This is a genomic window from Streptomyces sp. MMCC 100, assembly GCF_041538145.2.
Lineage (GTDB): Bacteria > Actinomycetota > Actinomycetes > Streptomycetales > Streptomycetaceae > Streptomyces.
This window is the reverse complement of record NZ_JBGORK020000001.1, coordinates 8,214,561-8,230,343: the sequence shown is the minus strand read 5'-3', so window position 1 is coordinate 8,230,343 and position 15,783 is coordinate 8,214,561. Positions and strand designations below refer to the sequence as shown.

Below are 15,783 nucleotides of genomic sequence, written 5' to 3'. Positions count from 1 at the left end.
ACATGCTGCACCTCGCCCTGCGGGTGGCCGCGCACCGGATCACCGCACTGCTCGCCGTGGCGTGCGCGGTGCTGGGCGGCGCGGCCCTGATCACCACCACCGGCGTACTCGCCGAGTCCGGGCTGCGTTCGCAGCTGCCGCCCGGACGGCTCGGCGGCGCGGACGTCGTCGTCGCCGCCGACCAGGAGTTCCACCCGAGCGGGGACCTGCCCCTCGCGCTGCCCGAACGCGCGACGGTCCCGGCCCGGCTCGTCGGCCGGCTGGGCGCCCTGCCCGGCGTCAGCGCGGCCGTCGGCGACATCGGCTTCCCGGCCGCGCTGGTCGACGCCCGCGGAGGGATCACCCCCGTCGCGGAGGACCCGAAGACCGCGGGACACGGCTGGTCCTCGACCGAACTGCTGGCACACCCGCGGGTGGAGGGGCGGGCGCCGTCCGGCGCGCACGAGGTCGCCGTGGACGCGGGTACGGGTCTGGCCGTCGGCGAGCGGGTCGAGGTCGTGGCCAACGGGCGCCCCTCGGCGGCCTACCGGGTCTCCGGCCTGGTCGACGCCCCGGGCGCGGGTGTCTACTTCGCGGACGGTACGGCCGCCGGGCTGGCCGCACGCGCGGCGGGAGGCGAGGGCCCGCGTGCCGGGAGCGTGGACCTGATCGGCCTGCGGGCCGACGACGGTGCCGAGCAGCGGGTCGCCGCCGCCGTCCGCGAGGCGGTGGAAGGCACGGGCCTCGAGGTGACCACCGGTGCGGACCGGGGCGAGGCGGTGGCGCCCGGCGTGGGGTCGGCGCGCTCGCTGCTGATCCTGCTCGCCGGTTCGCTCGGCGGGATCGTGCTGCTGATCACCGGGTTCGTCGTCGCGGGCGCGCTGGGCGTGACCATCGCCGGGCAGCGCCGCGACCTGGCGCTGATGCGGGCCGTCGGCGCGACGCCGAAACAGATCCGCCGCCTGGCCGCCGCGCAGTCGACGGTCGTCGCCGCGGTCGCCCTGGTACCGGGCGTGGCCGCCGGCTACCTGCTGGCGGGCCGCTTCCGGGAACTGCTGGCCGACCGCGACGTGCTCCCGGCCGAACTCCCCCTCACCGTCAGCCCCTTGCCCGCGATCGCCACACTGCTCCTGGTGGTGGCGGCCGTACGGCTCTCGGCCCGGTGCGCGGCCTGGAGCACCTCCCGCATGCCGGCCACCGAGGCGGTCGCCGAGTCCCGCAGCGAGCCGCGCACACCGTCGCGGGTGCGGACCCGGGCCGGTCTGTTGCTGATCCTCGGCGCGTGCGCGCTCTCGGTGGTGCCGCTGCTGTCCCGGACGGTCCTCGGGGCCTCGGTCACGTCCATCGCGGGCATCCTCGCCGCGATCGGCCTGGCGCTGTCCGGCCCGGCGCTGGTCAGGAGCGCGGGCGAGGCCGTCGTACGGCGGCTGCGGCCCGGGGTGGCGGCCCCGACGTGGCTCGCGCTGTCCAACGTACGGGCCTACGCCCTGCGCCTGGCGGGTGTGGTCAGCCCGCTGGCCATGGGCATCGTCTTCGTCCTGACCTACACCCTCACCCAGACCACGGTGCTGGCCGCCACCTCCGACGACACCCGCACCGGCACGCTCGCCCAGTACGCGCTGACGGCACCGGCCCTGGGCGGGCTGCCCGGCGGCACTCTGTCCGCCGTACGGGACGTGCCCGGCGTACGGGCGGCGGCACCGGCCGGGACGACGACGGTGGTGTGGGAGTACGAGGAGCTCGGCGACCCCGTGGCCGAGTCGGCCTCGGCGACGATCCTCGCGCCGGACGCGGGGAACGTCCTCGACCTCGGTGTGACGGAGGGCGGCCTGGACCGGCTGACCGGGGCGACGGTCGCCGTGAGCGGCGAGGCCGCCCGCACGCGCGACGCCGGGCTCGGGAAGCGGGTGCGCCTGGTGCTCGGCGACGGGGCGCGCGTCGACGCCCGGGTCGTCGCCGTGTACGACCGGGGGCTGGGCTTCGGCCCGGTCGTCCTCTCCCGCGAACTGGCCGCCGGACACACCACGACCGACCTCGACCAGCGGGTCCTGGTCCGCACCGACGGCACGGAGGAGGCAGGGCGGGAGCTCGCCACCCTGGCCGCCGGCCGTCCCGGCCTCACCCTCGCGAGCACCGCTCCGGACGCAGGCGGCGCGGACACGCCGCCCGAGGTGTGGATCAACCTGGTGGTGGTCGTGGTGCTCCTCGGCTACCTGCTGCTGAGCATCGCCAACAAGCTGGTCGCCGCCACCGCGCAGCGCCGGACCGAGATCGCCGCGCTGCGTCTGGTCGGTACGACCCCGCGGCAGATCCGCGCGATGATGCGCCGCGAGGCCGCGGTGATCGCCGCCGCGTCCCTGCTCTGCGGCCTCCTGCTGTCCGCCGTCCCCCTGGCCCTCCTCGGCCAGGGCTTCCTCGGCCGCCCCTGGCCGGCCGGCCCCGCCTGGCTCCTCCCGGCGGTGGCGGCGACGGTGGCGCTGACGTCGTACCTCACGACCGAACTCCCCACCCGCCACGCCCTGCGAACACCTCCGACGGACGGCCTGCGAACGGGCTGACCCGGCCCCCGAGCAAGCCCCCCGGCGCGGCGCCCTGGGACAGCTCGGTGCCGGTGAAGGCGTGCGAACCCCAGCCGTGCCCGGTGAGCGCGTCCGACGGGGCGGCGCCGCCGTGCACCGGGAAGGTGAAGTCCGGTACGGCGGCGGCCGCACCCGGCGCCTCGGCGGCCTCCGCCACCAGTCCCACATCCACGCGGGCGGTGTCCGGCAGCGGGAACGCGGTCTCCTCGGGACCGTCGACGGTGTCGGCGACGACCCGCGCGGACTGGTCGGCCGCCGCGACGACCGGCGCGTTCGCGTACCGCTCCGCCGGCACCGAGGCGCGGATACCGGTCTCCAGCAGGACACCGCAGGCGGCGACGATCAGCGCCGACATCATCAGCGCGACGAACGTGCCCACGAACGAGGCGGGCTTGAAACGCACGGCCGCGCGAGCGAGACCGTTGGGCTTGAAGCTCATGCCGCCACCCCCGCCCCGGTCCCGGTCCCGGCACCGGCACCGGCACCGGCACCGGCCATCGTCCGCGCACGACCGGTCAGCGCGGTCATCCGCGCCGCGATCTGCTCCGCCGAACCCCGTTCGAGACGGTCGGCGAAGGCGCCCTCGGCGAGGAACAGCACGCGGTCGGCCCAGGCGGCCGCGGCCGGGTCGTGGGTGACCATGACGACGGTGGCGCCGAGGGTGTCCACCGCGTGCCGGAGCAGCCCGAGGACCTCGGCGGCGGTACCGGTGTCGAGGGCGCCGGTGGGCTCGTCCGCGAAGATCACGTCGGGGGCGGTGACCAGGGCGCGGGCGACGGCCACCCGCTGCTGCTGGCCGCCGGACAGCTCGCCGGGCCGGCGCCGCGCCTTCTCGGCGAGCCCGACCTGCGCGAGCACCTCGGCCGCCCGGCCGCGGTCCTGGCGCTGCCCGGCCAGGCGCATGGGCAGCAGGACGTTCTGCTCCACGGTCAGCGAGGGCAGCAGGTTGAACGCCTGGAAGACGAAGCCGAGGCGGCTGCGGCGCAGCTCGGTGAGCTCGTTCTCGCTCATGCCGGTGATCTCCGTACCGCCGAGCCGGACCGATCCCGCCGACGGCCGGTCGAGCCCGGCGGCGCACTGCAGGAAGGTGGACTTGCCCGACCCGGACGGTCCCATGACGGCGGTGAAGGTGCCGCGGGGGAGGGCGAGGTCGACGCCCGCCAGCGCGTGCACGGCGCCGGCACCGCGGCCGTACTGCCGCCGCACTCCGCGCAGCTCGACGGCGAGGCCGGGCGTGGCGGCCGGAGCCTCGGCGCGGTTGTCCGTCCCCGGCCGGTCGTCCGTCCCCGGCCGGTTGCCGGCCTTCTGCCTCTTGCCCCTGCGTAGCCTCATGGTCCCGTCTCCCTCATCCGTACGTCGTGCGTCTCGTGACGGGGTGAAGAGTGCGGGGCCGACTGGGCGCCGGGCGTCATACCCGGGAGCCAATGCGCGACTGATACCCCCGTAGGGGAGGGGGCAGGCGGGGAGCGGCCGGGGGACCGGGCTACTCCCCCGGGGCCACGAGCCCCGACTCGTACGCGAAGACCACCGCCTGGGCGCGGTCGCGCAGGTCGAGCTTGGTGAGGACGCGGCTCACGTGCGTCTTCACGGTCTGCTCGGCCAGCACCAGGGCCTGGGCGATCTCCGAGTTGGACCGGCCGCGGGCCACGAGGGTGAGGACCTCGGTCTCGCGTTCCGTCAGGCCCTTGAGCCGCAGCGCGGGCTTGCCCCGTGCCACGGGGCGCTGCTTGGCGAAGTCCGCGATGAGGCGGCGCGTCACGGAGGGGGCGAGCAGCGCGTCGCCCGAGGCCACGACCCGTACCGCGGCGATGAGGTCGGCGGGCGGCGCGTCCTTCAGCAGGAAACCGCTCGCGCCCGCCCGCAGCGCCTCGTAGACGTAGTCGTCGACGTCGAACGTGGTGAGCATCAGGACCCGCGGCCGGTGCTCCCCCACTGCCTGAAGGGCGTGGGAGGTGCCCCCGCCCCCGGGTGGCGGCGCGAGCAGCCGGCGCGCGGCCTCCAGACCGTCCATCTCGGGCATCCGCACGTCCATCAGCACGACGTCCGGATGAGTACGCCGGCTCAGCTCGACGCCCTGCGCGCCGTCGGGGGCCTCGCCCACCACGTCGATGTCGCTCTGGGCGGCCAGCAGCGCGGCGAAGCCGGCCCGCACCATGGCCTGGTCGTCGACGATGATGACGCGCGTCGTCACATGAAGTCCTTTTCGCTCAGGGGAAGTTGTGCGGCGACCCGGAAGCCTCCGTCCGGCAGCGGCCCCACGTCGAGGGCGCCGCCGACGAGCCGCACCCGCTCGCGCATGCCGACGAGGCCGTGCCCGGTGCCGCCCACTTCGAGCGGCCCGGCGGGGGGCTCGGGCGGCGGGTCGTTGACGACCAGGACGGTGAGCCGTGCACCGCCCTCGTCGTCCACGGGCTCCGACACCGACAGCGACACGTGCGTCCGGGCACCCGGCGCGTGCCGTACGACGTTCGCGAGGGCCTCCTGGACGATCCGGTACGCCGAGAGCCCCACCGCCTCGGGCGCCTCGACGTCGCAGGGGGTGAAGTCCACCGGCCCACCCGTCCTCGCCGTCGCCTCCACCAGCTGCCCGATCTGCCCGAGGCCAGGCTGGGGCACGAGCTCGCCCTGCGCCTCCTCGTTGCGCAGTACGCCGAGGAGCCGCCGCATCTCGCCGAGCGACTCCCGGGCGGTCGACGCGATGGACGTGAACTCCTGCCGCACGTCCGGCGGCAGCGTCGTGAGGCGGTACTCCGCGGTGTCCGCCTGGACCGTGATGACGGACATGTGGTGCGCCACCACGTCGTGCAGCTCGCGCGCGATGCGGGCGCGTTCCTCCAGCAGCGTCCGCCTGCTCCGCTCCGCCTCGCTGATCGTCTCCTGCTCGACCAGCCTGCGCTGCACCTCGTACCGCTCGCGCAGCGCCCCGCCCAGCAGGAGCGCGATGCCCCCGAGGATGGTGAACAGCAGGCCCTTGGCGCCGGTGTCGTGGGGCGCGACGAATCCCAGGCCGACGTTGGCGCCCGCCGACGCCAGCCACACCAGCACCAGCGTCCGGCGCCGCTCGCGCAGGCCGAGCGCGAGGCAGAGGGCGACGTACCCGACGAGCTCCATCGGCGGGAAGGGCCACAGGAGCCGCTCCTGGAAGTCGACGGTGAGCAGGACGAGCGCCCCGGCCACGTCCGCGACGAAGACCACGTACCAGGCGTGCAGCGGGCGTACGACGGCGAGCAGCAGCGGTGCCGCCTGCGCGACGGCCAGCGCGCTCGCGAGGCCGTCGTTCAGGCCGTAGTCGGCGGTGAGGACCACGATGGTGGTGGGCAGCAGTGCGACACACAGCACGAACGCCACGGCCCACGGCAGCATCCGCACCCACCGCCGCGAAGCCCCCGCGAGCAGCGCGCGCGGGCGCTCCTCCTCCACTGAGGTCATGGGCACCAGACTAGGTGCCCGGCGAAGCCACGCCGTCACCCTGGAGAACCAAGCCGGGGTGATACCCCGGTAGGGGGTCGGGCCCCGGGGTGGGGATCGGTGGGTGGAGCCGACCCGGCACCGCCGGAGCGCGGCAACCGGTCAGACGGAGGCCGCCGTCCACTCCCGCAGGAGCGCCACGCGCTGGTCCTTGGTGGGGGCGACGTCCGCGGGCTCGTCCCGGCGCCGGCCGAGCAGTTCCCCGACGGTGGTGGTGCCGTCGGCGAGGCGGGCGAGAAGGGTGCGGGAGAGGGCGTACTCGTCCGGGGTGTGGATGCCACCGGTGACGGCGGCCATGGCGTCCGCCTCGACCGTGCCGTCGTCCTCCGTCTCCACTCGCACCGTGAAGAGACGCCGAAGCGGGACCAGGATGAACCACCGGCTTGCGTGCGGTGCCCCGGCCGACCGTGCCGCCGGGGCCCCTCACCATCACTCGGTCATCACCGGCGCGCGGCCGGCCGGAGGTGCGCCGGCCGCGTCGCGTCGTGTTACGGCGCCACCGGCGTCGTCGGGCCCACCAGTTCCGTCAGGACGTCCTCCATCGTCACGAAGCCCAGGACCGCGCCCGTCTCGCCGGTGACGGCGGCCAGGTGGCTGTCCTCGGTGCGCAGGGCGGTGAGGGTGTCGTCCAAGGGGGTGTCGATGCGGACGCGGGTGACGCGGTGCAGGGCCGTGCGCGGGAAGGGGCTCTCGCGGTCGGTCAGGCCCAGGGTGTCCTTGATGTGCAGGTAGCCGAGGACGGTGCCGCCGGGGCCGGTGACCGGGAAGCGGGAGTAGCCCGCGTCGGCGGCCATGCGTTCCAGCTCGGACGGGGTGACCGTGTGGGGGACCGTGCGCATCCTCTGGGCCGGGACCAGGATCTCGCCGACCGGGCGGGTGCCCAGTTCCAGCGCGTCGCGCAGGCGCTCGCCGTCGGCCGGGGTGAGCAGTCCGGCCTCGCTGGCGTCGACCACCATGCGGGCCAGCTGGTCGTCGGTGAAGACGGCCTCGACCTCGTCCTTCGGCTCCACCCGCAGCAGCTTGAGGAGCGTGTTGGCGAAGGCGTTGATGCCGAACACGACCGGCTTCAGGGCGCGGGTGAGGGCGACCAGCGGCGGGCCGAGGAGCAGCGCGGTGGTCGCCGGGGCGGCCAGCGCGATGTTCTTCGGGATCATCTCGCCGATCAGCATGTGGAGATACGTCGCCAGGGCCAGGGCGATCGCGAAGGCGACCGGGTGGACCAGGGCGTGCGGCATCCGGACCGCCTCGAACACCGGCTCCATCAGGTGTGCGATGGCCGGCTCCGCGACCGCGCCGAGCACCAGGGAGGAGACGGTGATGCCGAGCTGGGCCGTGGCCATCATCTGGGAGATGTGCTGCAGGCCCCACAGGGTCATCCGGGCGCGCTTGTCGCCCGTCTTCGCGCGCGGCTCGATCTGGCTGCGGCGCACCGAGATCATGGCGAACTCGGCGCCCACGAAGAACGCGTTGGTCAGCAGCGTCAGCGCGCCGATGAAGAGCTGTACGACGGTCATCGGGCCAGCTCCCGCTCTTCGTGCGCCGACCGCTCGCGCGCCGACCGCTCGCGCGCCGACCGCTCGTGCGCCGGCGAGTCGCCGTCCGCCGCGGGGGCCGTGACGCGGAGGCGGTCGGCGCGGTGGTGGTCGACGTCGAGGACGTCGATGCGCCAGCCGTCCAGCGCGACCACGTCGCCCTTGGCGGGGATGCGCGTCAGGTGGGTGGCGACCAGGCCGGCCAGGGTCTCGTACGGACCCTCCGGCGCGGTCAGGCCGATGCGCTCCAGGTGGTCCAGGCGCAGCGAGCCGTCGGCCTCCCAGGCCGCGCGGCCGTCCGCGTCGGCGGGGGCGGGCAGCAGGTCCGGTATCTCGACCGGGTCGTGCTCGTCGCGCACCTCGCCGACGACCTCCTCCACGATGTCCTCGACGGTCGCCACACCCGCCGTACCGCCGTACTCGTCGATGACGACGGCCATGGTGCGGCCGGCGCGCATGCGCTCCAGGAGGCGGTCGGCGGGCAGGCTGTCCGGCACCAGGAGGGGCGCGGTGGCCAGCTCGGTGACGGGGGTGGCCCGGCGCCTGTCCGGCTCCAGGGCCAGCACGTCGCGGATGTGGACCGTGCCGACGACCTCGTCCAGGCTGTCCCGGTAGACCGGGAAGCGGGACAGGCCGGTGGCGTGCGAGAGGTTCGCGGCGTCGGCGGCGGTGGCGTGGGCCTCCAGGGCCTTGACGTCCACACGCGGGGTCATGACGTTCTCCGCGGTCAGCTCGCTCAGGTGCAGGGTGCGCACGAACAGCTCGGCCGAGTCCGCCTCCAGGGCGCCCTCGGCGGCCGAGTGCTGGGCGAGGGCGACCAGCTCCTCGGCGCTGCGGGCGGACGCCAGCTCCTCGGCCGGTTCCAGGCCGAAGCGGCGCACGAAGCGGTTCGCCGTGTTGTTCAGGTGCCGGATGAAGGGGCCGAAGGCGGTGGTGAAGCCGCGCTGCGGATCCGCGACGACCTTCGCGACGGCCAGCGGGCGGGAGATCGCCCAGTTCTTGGGGACCAGCTCGCCGACGACCATCAGGACGACGGTGGAAACGATCACGCCGAGCACGGTCGCCACCGTCGACGCCGCGCCGCCCAGGCCGATCGCCGTCAGCGGGCCGCGCAGCAGCACCGCGATCGACGGCTCGGCCAGCATGCCGATGACCAGCGAGGTCACGGTGATGCCCAGCTGGGCGCCGGACAGCTGGAGGGTCAGGGAGCGTACGGCCTTCAGGGCGCCGTCGGCGCCGCGCTCACCGGACTCGGCGGCCCGCTCCAGGTCACCGCGCTCGACGGTGGTGAGGGAGAACTCGGCCGCGACGAAGAGTGCGCAGGTGAGGGTGAGCAGGAGGGCCAGCAGGAGCAGCAGGACCTCGGTCACCGTGCCACCCCGCTTCCCTCACGCACAGACGGGGGAACTGGCGGGCAGGCCGTGGCACGGCCGGTACTAGGGGGCTCCATTACGGAACGGGACTCCTTAACGGGGTCGGTGGGCGCCGGTGCCGGCCGGGCGCCCGAGGGTTCTCCCTCATGGTAAAGGACGAGCAAAGAGATCGGGAGCCCTGAGCCCCCTATGCTTCTACTCGCCTGTAGAGAACGGCCGGACGGTTCCGGTTTGTTCCCCACGGGTGTTTCTCACATGGAGTTCCCGCACGGATGTTCCCCGCACGAACGTGAAGGAGTGAACGCCTCGATGGTGTTCAAGCGGCTGCTCGGTTCCCTCGGCGTGGGCGGGCCCACGGTGGACACGGTCCTCGACCCGGGCGCCGCCCGGCCGGGAGGCACGCTGTCGGGCCGGGTCCACCTGGTCGGCGGCACCGCCGACCACGACGTCGAGCACGTCGCGCTGGAGCTGGTGGCCCGCGTGGAGACCGAACACGGGGAGACCGCCGAAGAAGGTGACGGCGAGGGGATCGTCGTCTTCGACCGGCACACCGTCGGCGGCGCCTTCCGGCTCGCGGCGGGCGAGGAGACGAGCATCCCGTTCGCGGTGACGCTGCCCTGGGAGACCCCGGCCACCGAGCTGCACGGGCAGCCGCTGGGCATCGTGCTCGGCGTGCGCACCGAGCTGGCGGTCGCCGGCGCCCGGGACAAGGGCGACCTGGACCCGCTGACCGTGGCACCGCTCCCGGCCCAGGAGGCCGTCCTGGAGGCCCTCGGACAGCTCGGCTTCGGCTTCCGCTCCGCCGACCTGGAGTACGGCCGCATCGGCGGCACCGGGCAGCAGCTGCCCTTCTACCAGGAGATCGAGCTGACCCCGCCGCCGCGCTACGCCCACCAGGTCAACGAGATCGAGCTGACCTTCCTGGCCGTACCCGGCGCGCTCGAAGTGGTGCTGGAGGCGGACAAGCGCGGCGGCCCGTTCTCCGACGGCCACGACGCGCTCAGCCGCTTCACCGTCCCGCACGAGGGCCCGTCCGGGCCGCAGGACTGGAACACCCTCGTCGACGGCTGGATCCAGGAGCTGGTCGAGCACCGTGCGTCGTACGGCTCCCACGCGGTGTACGGCCACGAGTCCGGGTACGCCGGCCACGAGTCCGGGTACGCCGGCCACGAGTCCGGGTACGCCGGCCACGGGTCGGGGCGTTCGGGCGGCGGGCCCGGGGTCGGTGCCGCCCTCGTCGCGGGCGCGGCGGGGATCGCCGGGGGAATGGTGGCGGCCGAAGTCGTCGACGAGGTGGGGGACTTCTTCGAGGGCGACTCCGAGGACGAGGAAGACTGATAACTTCTACAGTGCTGTAGAGGGTCAGGATCACCCCTTTCCCTTCCGACCGGTACGGAGTACGGAGTTCTCATGGCCCTGTGGGACCGCTTCAAGGAGTCCGCGTCGCAGATGCAGACGCAGCTCGTGGCGAAGAAGAACGACCTCAAGAGCGGTGCCTTCCGCGACGCGAGCATGGCGATGTGCGCGCTGGTCGCCGCGGCCGACGGCACCGTCGACCCCTCGGAGCGGCAGCGGGTCGCCCAGCTGATCTCGACCAACGAGGTGCTGCAGAACTTTCCCGCCGACGACCTGCGCCGCCGGTTCGAGGACAACCTGAACAAGCTGACCGCCGACTTCGCCTTCGGCAAGGTCGGCATCCTCCAGGAGATCGCCAAGGCGAAGAAGAAGCCCGCCGAGGCACGCGCCGTGGTGCAGATCGGCATCGTGATCGGCGGCGCCGACGGCGACTTCGACAAGGACGAGCGGGCCGTGGTCCGCGAGGCCTGCTACGCCCTCGACCTGCCGCCGCACGAGTTCGATCTCTGAGGCCCCGGGCCGCGACGCCGGGCCCGCCGGCCTTGCCGTAGATTCCGTGTGCGGGCCCGTGCCGCGGGCCCGCACCGTACGTCCACCAGGGGAGCACCGTGTTCGGACTCAGCGAACTCGCGATCATTCTCATCGTCGTCGCGGTCGTCCTGGCCGTGAAGAAGCTCCCCGAGCTGACCCGCTCGGCGGGCAAGTCGGCCCGCATCCTCAAGGCCGAGGCCCGCGCGGCGAGGGACGCGGACGAGCCGGGGACACCGCGTGTCATCCAGGGGGAGACGGTCGAGCGCGAGGACCCCGGCACCGGCACCCGGGGCACGACCCGGGCCTGATCCGCCTGCCCGGCTGGGTCAGGACGGGTCCTCCGGCACCGCCGACAGCAGGCTGTGCACGATCGGGCCCGCCGAGCCGCCACCGGTGACGCCCTCCTCGACCACGACGGCGACGGCGACGTTGCCGCGGTGGGCGACGAGCCAGCCGTTGTTGTCCTGGTCGTCGGAGACCTCGGCGGTGCCGGTCTTGGCGCCGACCTCACCGGGCAGGTCGGCCAGGACGCGTGCGGTGCCGTCGGTGACGGTGGCCCGCGTCAGCTCGCGCAGCTGGGTGACGACCGCGTCGGGGAGCGGTTCGGTGCGGGTCTCGTTCTCGTTGCCCGCGGTGACGGACGGCTGGTGGAACTCGCCCGACACCGCGGTGGCCGTCACCGAGGCCATGATCAGGGGGTTGGCCTGGACGCGGCCCTGCCCGATCATCGACGCGGCCTTCTCCGTCTCGTCCTTGGGCGCCGGCACCGAGCCGTCGTACGTCGGGATGCCGACGTGCCACTCCTGGCCGACCCCGAAGTAGGTGCGCGCGACCTTGCCCAGCTCCCCGTCGTCGAGCTTGCCGCGCAGGCCGATGAAGGCGGTGTTGCAGGACTCGGTGAAGTCCTTGCGGAAGGTGGCGCCGGGGTGTTCGGACGTCTCCACGTTGTGGAACTCCTTGCCCACTGTCAGGTACTTGGGGCAGTCCACGACGTCGTCGGGCGCGACCGCGCCCTTGAGCAGCAGGGCGCTGCTGGTGACGATCTTCCAGGTGGAGCCGGGCGCGTAGGTGCCGGAGGCGGCCCGGTTGAAGCCTGAGGAGGGCGAGTTGGCGAGGGCGAGGACCTCGCCGTTGTCGACGCGCAGGGCGACGAGGGAGGCGTTCTTGCCGTCGGCCTCCCCGAGGGCCTTCTCCGCGGCGGACTGCCAGGTGGCGTCCAGGGTGGTGCGCACGGGCCGGTCCGCCGTCGCCGGGTCGGGCTTCTTGCCGAAGGACGCCTCGGTGCGCACGGTCTCGCCGCTGGCCCGGTCGACCAGCTCGACCGCACCGCGCGGACCGCCGCCGCCCGCGTCGCCGGCGAGCCGGCCCAGGAGCGGGGCCAGGGACGGGTACGCGCCGTCCACGAGCGAGACACCTTCGCGGTCCGTGACCTTCGGCGGGGCGGTCTCCTCGCGTTCCAGGCGGAACTTCTCCGTGTCGCTCAGCCGCGGGTGCACCAGGGACAGCCGCCAGTCCACCTTCCAGCTGCCGTCGTCCTGCTCGCGCAACGGCAGCCGCGACCGGTACGTCCAGGTGCCGAGGCCGGTGACCGGCATCCTGGCGGTGAACGGAACGCCGAGGGTGCCGTCCTCTTCCTCCTTCGCCCCGTCCGCCGCCGTCAGCTTCGGCTTCTCGATGTCGAGCCCCGCGGTGAAGCTCTGCAGCACCTCCTGCGCCTTGCCGGGCTCGGTGGTGCGGCCGGCCGCGCTCGGCAGGCGCCCGGCGGCCCAGTCGGCGAGGAAGGCGCGTGCCTGTTTCATCGCGGCGGGGTCGGGTCCGTCGTCGCCGCGCGCGAAAGGGCCGAACCCGGCGGCGTACGAGCCGCCCACGGCGATCGCGAGCACGACACCCACGGCGGCGACGGCCCGCACACCGTTGCGGGGCCTGCGGGGGCGGGGAGAGGTGAGGTAGGGGGAGTCGGGCATGGGAAGTCCTTGTCGGGTCGGCTGGGTGGGGCGAGTCGTCGGGGCGCCGACGGGGCGAGTCGTCGGTCAGCTGCCGGGGCGGGCGAAGAAGTCGAGGATCGTGTCGGTGGCGTTCAGGGCCTTGCTGACGGGGCCGAACCCCTCGGGCGGGGGCACGGTCGAACCCGGCCAGGTGTGGCCCGCGTCGTGGACGACGAGGAGCCGCACGGTGCCGTGGGGCCGGTCGTCGTCGTCCGGGGCGTCGTTCCCGAGCCGCCACACCGTCCGGTCGTAGCCCTTCTCCTCCCGCGTGACCGGCTCGCCCGCGCCCCCGGCCGCCGCGAACGCCGCCGCGGTGTCCCGGGCCGACCGGGTCGGCAGGATCGGCTCCCGGGGGTCCGGCGGCGGGGAGGGCAGACCCGCGAGGGGCCGTACGGGGTCGTCGGCGCCGTAGACGACCATGACGGGGACGGGCCCGGTGGGCTCCGCCGCGGCGTCGCCGGTGGGCAGCTGGCCGGAGACCGAGGCGGCGCCCGCCAGCAGGTCGGGGCGCTCGGCGGCCATGCGCAGGGCCATCGAGCCGCCGTTGGAGAACCCGGCGACGTAGACCCGCTCGGGGTCGGCCCGCTCGGTGCGGACCAGGTGCTCGATCAGCGCCTCGGTGAACCGCACGTCCAGGTCGGGATCCGGGCGCTGCTTCGTCGCCCGGGTGCCCGCGCCCCAGCCGTGGCCGAGGCCCTCGGGGAAGGCGACGAGCATGCCGCGCGCGGTCGCGGCCTTCTCCAGCCGGGTCTTCGCGCGCAGCTCGGCGGCGTCGGCACCACGGCCATGGAAGGCGACGACGAGGGGCCTCGAGCCGTCGGCGGCGGAGGCGGAGGCGGGCCGGTGCAGGAGGTACTGGCGGACGTCACCGTCCACCCGGAGCTGTTCGCGGATTCCGGGTGCCGGGGTGGCCGTACCGGTGCCGGTGCCTGACGGGACGCTCGCCGACGGCGTCGTGTCCGGGCGGTTGGCGCGGGACTCGGAGCCGGAGTCGGAGTCGGTGGCACAGCCGGCAAGGGGCAGGACGAGGGCGAGGGCGAGCACGCCGGGCCACCGGCGCGCATGGAGCACGAGGTCACGGATGGCGAGATCACGAAACACGGGGCCACGGAAGGAGCGCATGGCCCGAGCAGAGCAATCCCGCCGAGCCCTTGTCCAAGACCGATATGGATGTCGGATCGAGCAATCACCGATATGACTACTGGTCGTGGACTTGGTACGGCACCTGGAGTGCTTTGTGGCTGTTGCAGAAGAGTCACACTTCGCGTGCCGCCGCCCGGGCCAGCCGGCGCCGGGGCGCTGACCGACCCACACCTCATCACCCGATCGCGTGCCCTGAAACCGGCCCGCACCAACCGCGACATGACCCGCCCGCTCGGCGCCCTCTGGCGGGACGAGGCCTGCCCGCCCGGGTACGGCGCCGCGATGCGCCGCATCGTGGACCTCCGGGTCTGGCCGGCGCTTGGCCTCGGGCTTCCCCTTCGAAGACGTGCACGCGCAACGAGATCGGCGTCGTCGAATACCCCGACGGCGGCTGCTACCGAGGTTCCTTCACACTGCATCGGGCTTCAGCCCGGTGGTGAAGCGAATCTCGGGACTGCGGCGCGGAGCCCCACAGCGGGGTTCCGGCGAAGCCGGGCAAGTCAAGGCTGCCATCGGTGGGGTGAGACAGGGAACGGATGTTCCGGGTTACGGCTGGGGTGGCTTGTTCGTACGGTCTTCGCATGCAGCTTCGGTACGCGTTTCGGGTGTACCCGGATGCCGGTCAGCGGGTCGCGTTGGCGAGGGCGTTCGGGTGTGCCCGGGTCGTGTTCAACGACGCGGTCCGTGCTCGTGAGGAGGCTCGCAGGGTGGGTCGGCCGTTCCCGACGGTGGCTGTGCTGTCGCGGAAGCTGATCACCGACGCGAAGCGGACAGCCGAGCGGTCCTGGCTGGGGGAGGTGTCCGCGGTGGTGCTCCAGCAGTCCCTTCGCGACGCCGAGACCGCGTACCGCACCTTCTTCGCCTCCCTCAAGGGCACCCGCAAGGGACCGAAGGTGCGTGCGCCCCGTTTCAAGTCGCGGAAGGATGCGCGGCAGTCGGTGCGGTTCACCGCCAATGCGCGCTGGAGCATCACCGACGGAGGTCGGCTGTGCCTGCCGAAGATCGGTGCGGTGAAGGTGAAGTGGTCCCGCATCCTGCCCGCCACTCCGTCGTCCGTCACTGTGGTCAAGGACGCGACAGGCAGGTACTTCGCGTCCTTCGTCGTCGACACCGATCCTGCCGCCGATCGGGCACGGATGCCCGCAACCGACCGCACCGTCGGCATCGACCTCGGCCTCACCCACTTTGCCGTCCTATCCGACGGTACGAAGATCGACTCCCCGCGTTTCCTGCGGCGCGCGGAGAAGAAGCTGAAGAAGGCCCAGCGGGAGCTGTCCCGCAAACAGAAGGGATCGAAGAACCGTGACAAGGCCCGCCTGAAGGTCGCCCGCGCCCACGCCAAGGTCGCCGACGCGCGCCGCGAGTTCCACCACCAGCTCTCCACGAAGCCGATCTTCGAGAACCAAGGAATCGCCGTGGAAGACCTGTCAGTGGCGGGACTGGCCCGCACACGGCTGGCCAAGTCCGTGCACGACGCCGGATGGTCCTCCTTCGTCGGCATGCTGAAGTACAAAGCGGAGCGGTACGGCCGCACACTGGTCACGATCGGCCGATTCGACCCGACCTCCCAGACCTGCTCCACCTGCGGCGTCAAGGACGGGCCCAAACCCCTCAACATCCGGGAATGGACCTGCACCACCTGCGGCACCGTCCACGACCGGGACCACAACGCCGCGATCAACATCCAACAGGCCGCCGGACTGGCGGTATCAGCCTGCGGAGCGTCGATAAGACCGGGAGCAGTCCCGGCACAGCGCGAAGAAACAGGAAGCCACGGACTCCCGACCGAACCCCGTGCCGCGTAGCGGCACAGCACCAGGTCGAGAAGGCCAGAATC

At 73.5% G+C, this 15,783-nt stretch carries 13 protein-coding genes and 1 pseudogene; 5 read left to right on the top strand and 9 right to left on the bottom strand.

The annotated features are described in order from the left end of the window. Window positions 1–2: 2 nt before the first annotated feature. On the top strand, window positions 3–2,537 hold the full coding sequence (locus tag ABS735_RS38190; RefSeq protein WP_373904832.1) for an FtsX-like permease family protein: 2,535 nt from the start codon (window positions 3–5) through the stop codon (window positions 2,535–2,537). 22 nt (window positions 2,538–2,559) lie between these two features. Here the strand turns inward: ABS735_RS38190 and ABS735_RS38185 are convergent. From ABS735_RS38185 to ABS735_RS38155, 7 genes and pseudogenes are all read right to left on the bottom strand, one after another. Further along, window positions 2,560–2,997 (bottom strand): annotated as a pseudogene (locus ABS735_RS38185) (ABC transporter permease); the annotation flags it as partial. Continuing rightward, window positions 2,994–3,890 (bottom strand): ABC transporter ATP-binding protein, encoded by an 897-nt coding sequence (locus tag ABS735_RS38180; RefSeq protein ID WP_373904831.1) that lies wholly within the window; start codon window positions 3,888–3,890, stop codon window positions 2,994–2,996. The gene ABS735_RS38180 and the pseudogene ABS735_RS38185, both read right to left, overlap by 4 nt. Window positions 3,891–4,041: 151 nt before the next feature. Further along, window positions 4,042–4,749, bottom strand: coding sequence for a response regulator (locus ABS735_RS38175; protein WP_373904830.1), 708 nt, complete (start codon window positions 4,747–4,749; stop codon window positions 4,042–4,044). Further along, window positions 4,746–5,987: a sensor histidine kinase gene (locus ABS735_RS38170; protein ID WP_373904829.1), complete on the bottom strand. Its 1,242-nt coding sequence runs from the start codon at window positions 5,985–5,987 to the stop codon at window positions 4,746–4,748. Before ABS735_RS38170 ends, ABS735_RS38175 begins: the two co-directional genes overlap by 4 nt. Window positions 5,988–6,128: 141 nt before the next feature. Continuing rightward, window positions 6,129–6,362: a hypothetical protein gene (locus ABS735_RS38165; RefSeq protein WP_373904828.1), complete on the bottom strand. Its 234-nt coding sequence runs from the start codon at window positions 6,360–6,362 to the stop codon at window positions 6,129–6,131. Between the two features lie 152 nt (window positions 6,363–6,514). Continuing rightward, window positions 6,515–7,540 (bottom strand): hemolysin family protein, encoded by a 1,026-nt coding sequence (locus ABS735_RS38160; RefSeq protein WP_373904827.1) that lies wholly within the window; start codon window positions 7,538–7,540, stop codon window positions 6,515–6,517. After that, window positions 7,537–8,928 carry a hemolysin family protein gene (locus tag ABS735_RS38155; RefSeq protein ID WP_373904826.1) on the bottom strand — a complete coding sequence of 464 codons (1,392 nt, stop codon included), beginning with the start codon at window positions 8,926–8,928 and terminating at the stop codon, window positions 7,537–7,539. The genes ABS735_RS38160 and ABS735_RS38155 overlap by 4 nt, the downstream gene beginning before the upstream one ends. 312 nt (window positions 8,929–9,240) lie before the next feature. Here ABS735_RS38155 and ABS735_RS38150 point away from each other — a divergent pair, with 312 nt between their 5' ends. The 3 genes from ABS735_RS38150 to ABS735_RS38140 all read left to right on the top strand — a co-directional run bounded on the left by ABS735_RS38150 (window position 9,241) and on the right by ABS735_RS38140 (window position 11,126). Further along, window positions 9,241–10,269, top strand: a complete 1,029-nt coding sequence (locus tag ABS735_RS38150; protein WP_373904825.1) for a sporulation protein — start codon at window positions 9,241–9,243, stop codon at window positions 10,267–10,269. A 72-nt stretch (window positions 10,270–10,341) separates the two neighbouring features. Continuing rightward, window positions 10,342–10,797 carry a tellurite resistance TerB family protein gene (locus ABS735_RS38145; protein ID WP_153178834.1) on the top strand — a complete coding sequence of 152 codons (456 nt, stop codon included), beginning with the start codon at window positions 10,342–10,344 and terminating at the stop codon, window positions 10,795–10,797. 98 nt (window positions 10,798–10,895) lie between these two features. Continuing rightward, window positions 10,896–11,126: a twin-arginine translocase TatA/TatE family subunit gene (locus ABS735_RS38140; RefSeq protein WP_373904824.1), complete on the top strand. Its 231-nt coding sequence runs from the start codon at window positions 10,896–10,898 to the stop codon at window positions 11,124–11,126. Window positions 11,127–11,144: 18 nt separating this feature from the next. On the opposite strand, the gene ABS735_RS38135 is transcribed toward ABS735_RS38140, so the two are convergent. Continuing rightward, window positions 11,145–12,782: a penicillin-binding transpeptidase domain-containing protein gene (locus tag ABS735_RS38135; protein ID WP_373904823.1), complete on the bottom strand. Its 1,638-nt coding sequence runs from the start codon at window positions 12,780–12,782 to the stop codon at window positions 11,145–11,147. Window positions 12,783–12,848: 66 nt separating this feature from the next. Further along, the gene (locus tag ABS735_RS38130) at window positions 12,849–13,904 is read right to left on the bottom strand and encodes a CE1 family esterase (RefSeq protein ID WP_373904822.1); all 1,056 of its coding nucleotides are present in this window, start codon (window positions 13,902–13,904) and stop codon (window positions 12,849–12,851) included. Between the two features lie 623 nt (window positions 13,905–14,527). Between ABS735_RS38130 and ABS735_RS38125 the strand changes: the two genes are divergently transcribed. Further along, window positions 14,528–15,751 carry an RNA-guided endonuclease InsQ/TnpB family protein gene (locus tag ABS735_RS38125; protein ID WP_373904821.1) on the top strand — a complete coding sequence of 408 codons (1,224 nt, stop codon included), beginning with the start codon at window positions 14,528–14,530 and terminating at the stop codon, window positions 15,749–15,751. The last annotated feature ends 32 nt before the right edge of the window (window positions 15,752–15,783 follow it).

What these genes read in the sequence shown, in the direction of transcription:
- ABS735_RS38190 (WP_373904832.1), top strand. Translation starts at nt 3, where the DNA reads ATGCTGCACCTCGCCCTGCGGGTGGCCGCGCACCGGATCACCGCACTG.
- ABS735_RS38180 (WP_373904831.1), bottom strand. Translation starts at nt 3,890, where the DNA reads ATGAGGCTACGCAGGGGCAAGAGGCAGAAGGCCGGCAACCGGCCGGGG.
- ABS735_RS38170 (WP_373904829.1), bottom strand. Translation starts at nt 5,987, where the DNA reads ATGACCTCAGTGGAGGAGGAGCGCCCGCGCGCGCTGCTCGCGGGGGCT.
- ABS735_RS38160 (WP_373904827.1), bottom strand. Translation starts at nt 7,540, where the DNA reads ATGACCGTCGTACAGCTCTTCATCGGCGCGCTGACGCTGCTGACCAAC.
- ABS735_RS38150 (WP_373904825.1), top strand. Translation starts at nt 9,241, where the DNA reads ATGGTGTTCAAGCGGCTGCTCGGTTCCCTCGGCGTGGGCGGGCCCACG.
- ABS735_RS38145 (WP_153178834.1), top strand. Translation starts at nt 10,342, where the DNA reads ATGGCCCTGTGGGACCGCTTCAAGGAGTCCGCGTCGCAGATGCAGACG.
- ABS735_RS38135 (WP_373904823.1), bottom strand. Translation starts at nt 12,782, where the DNA reads ATGCCCGACTCCCCCTACCTCACCTCTCCCCGCCCCCGCAGGCCCCGC.
- ABS735_RS38125 (WP_373904821.1), top strand. Translation starts at nt 14,528, where the DNA reads ATGCAGCTTCGGTACGCGTTTCGGGTGTACCCGGATGCCGGTCAGCGG.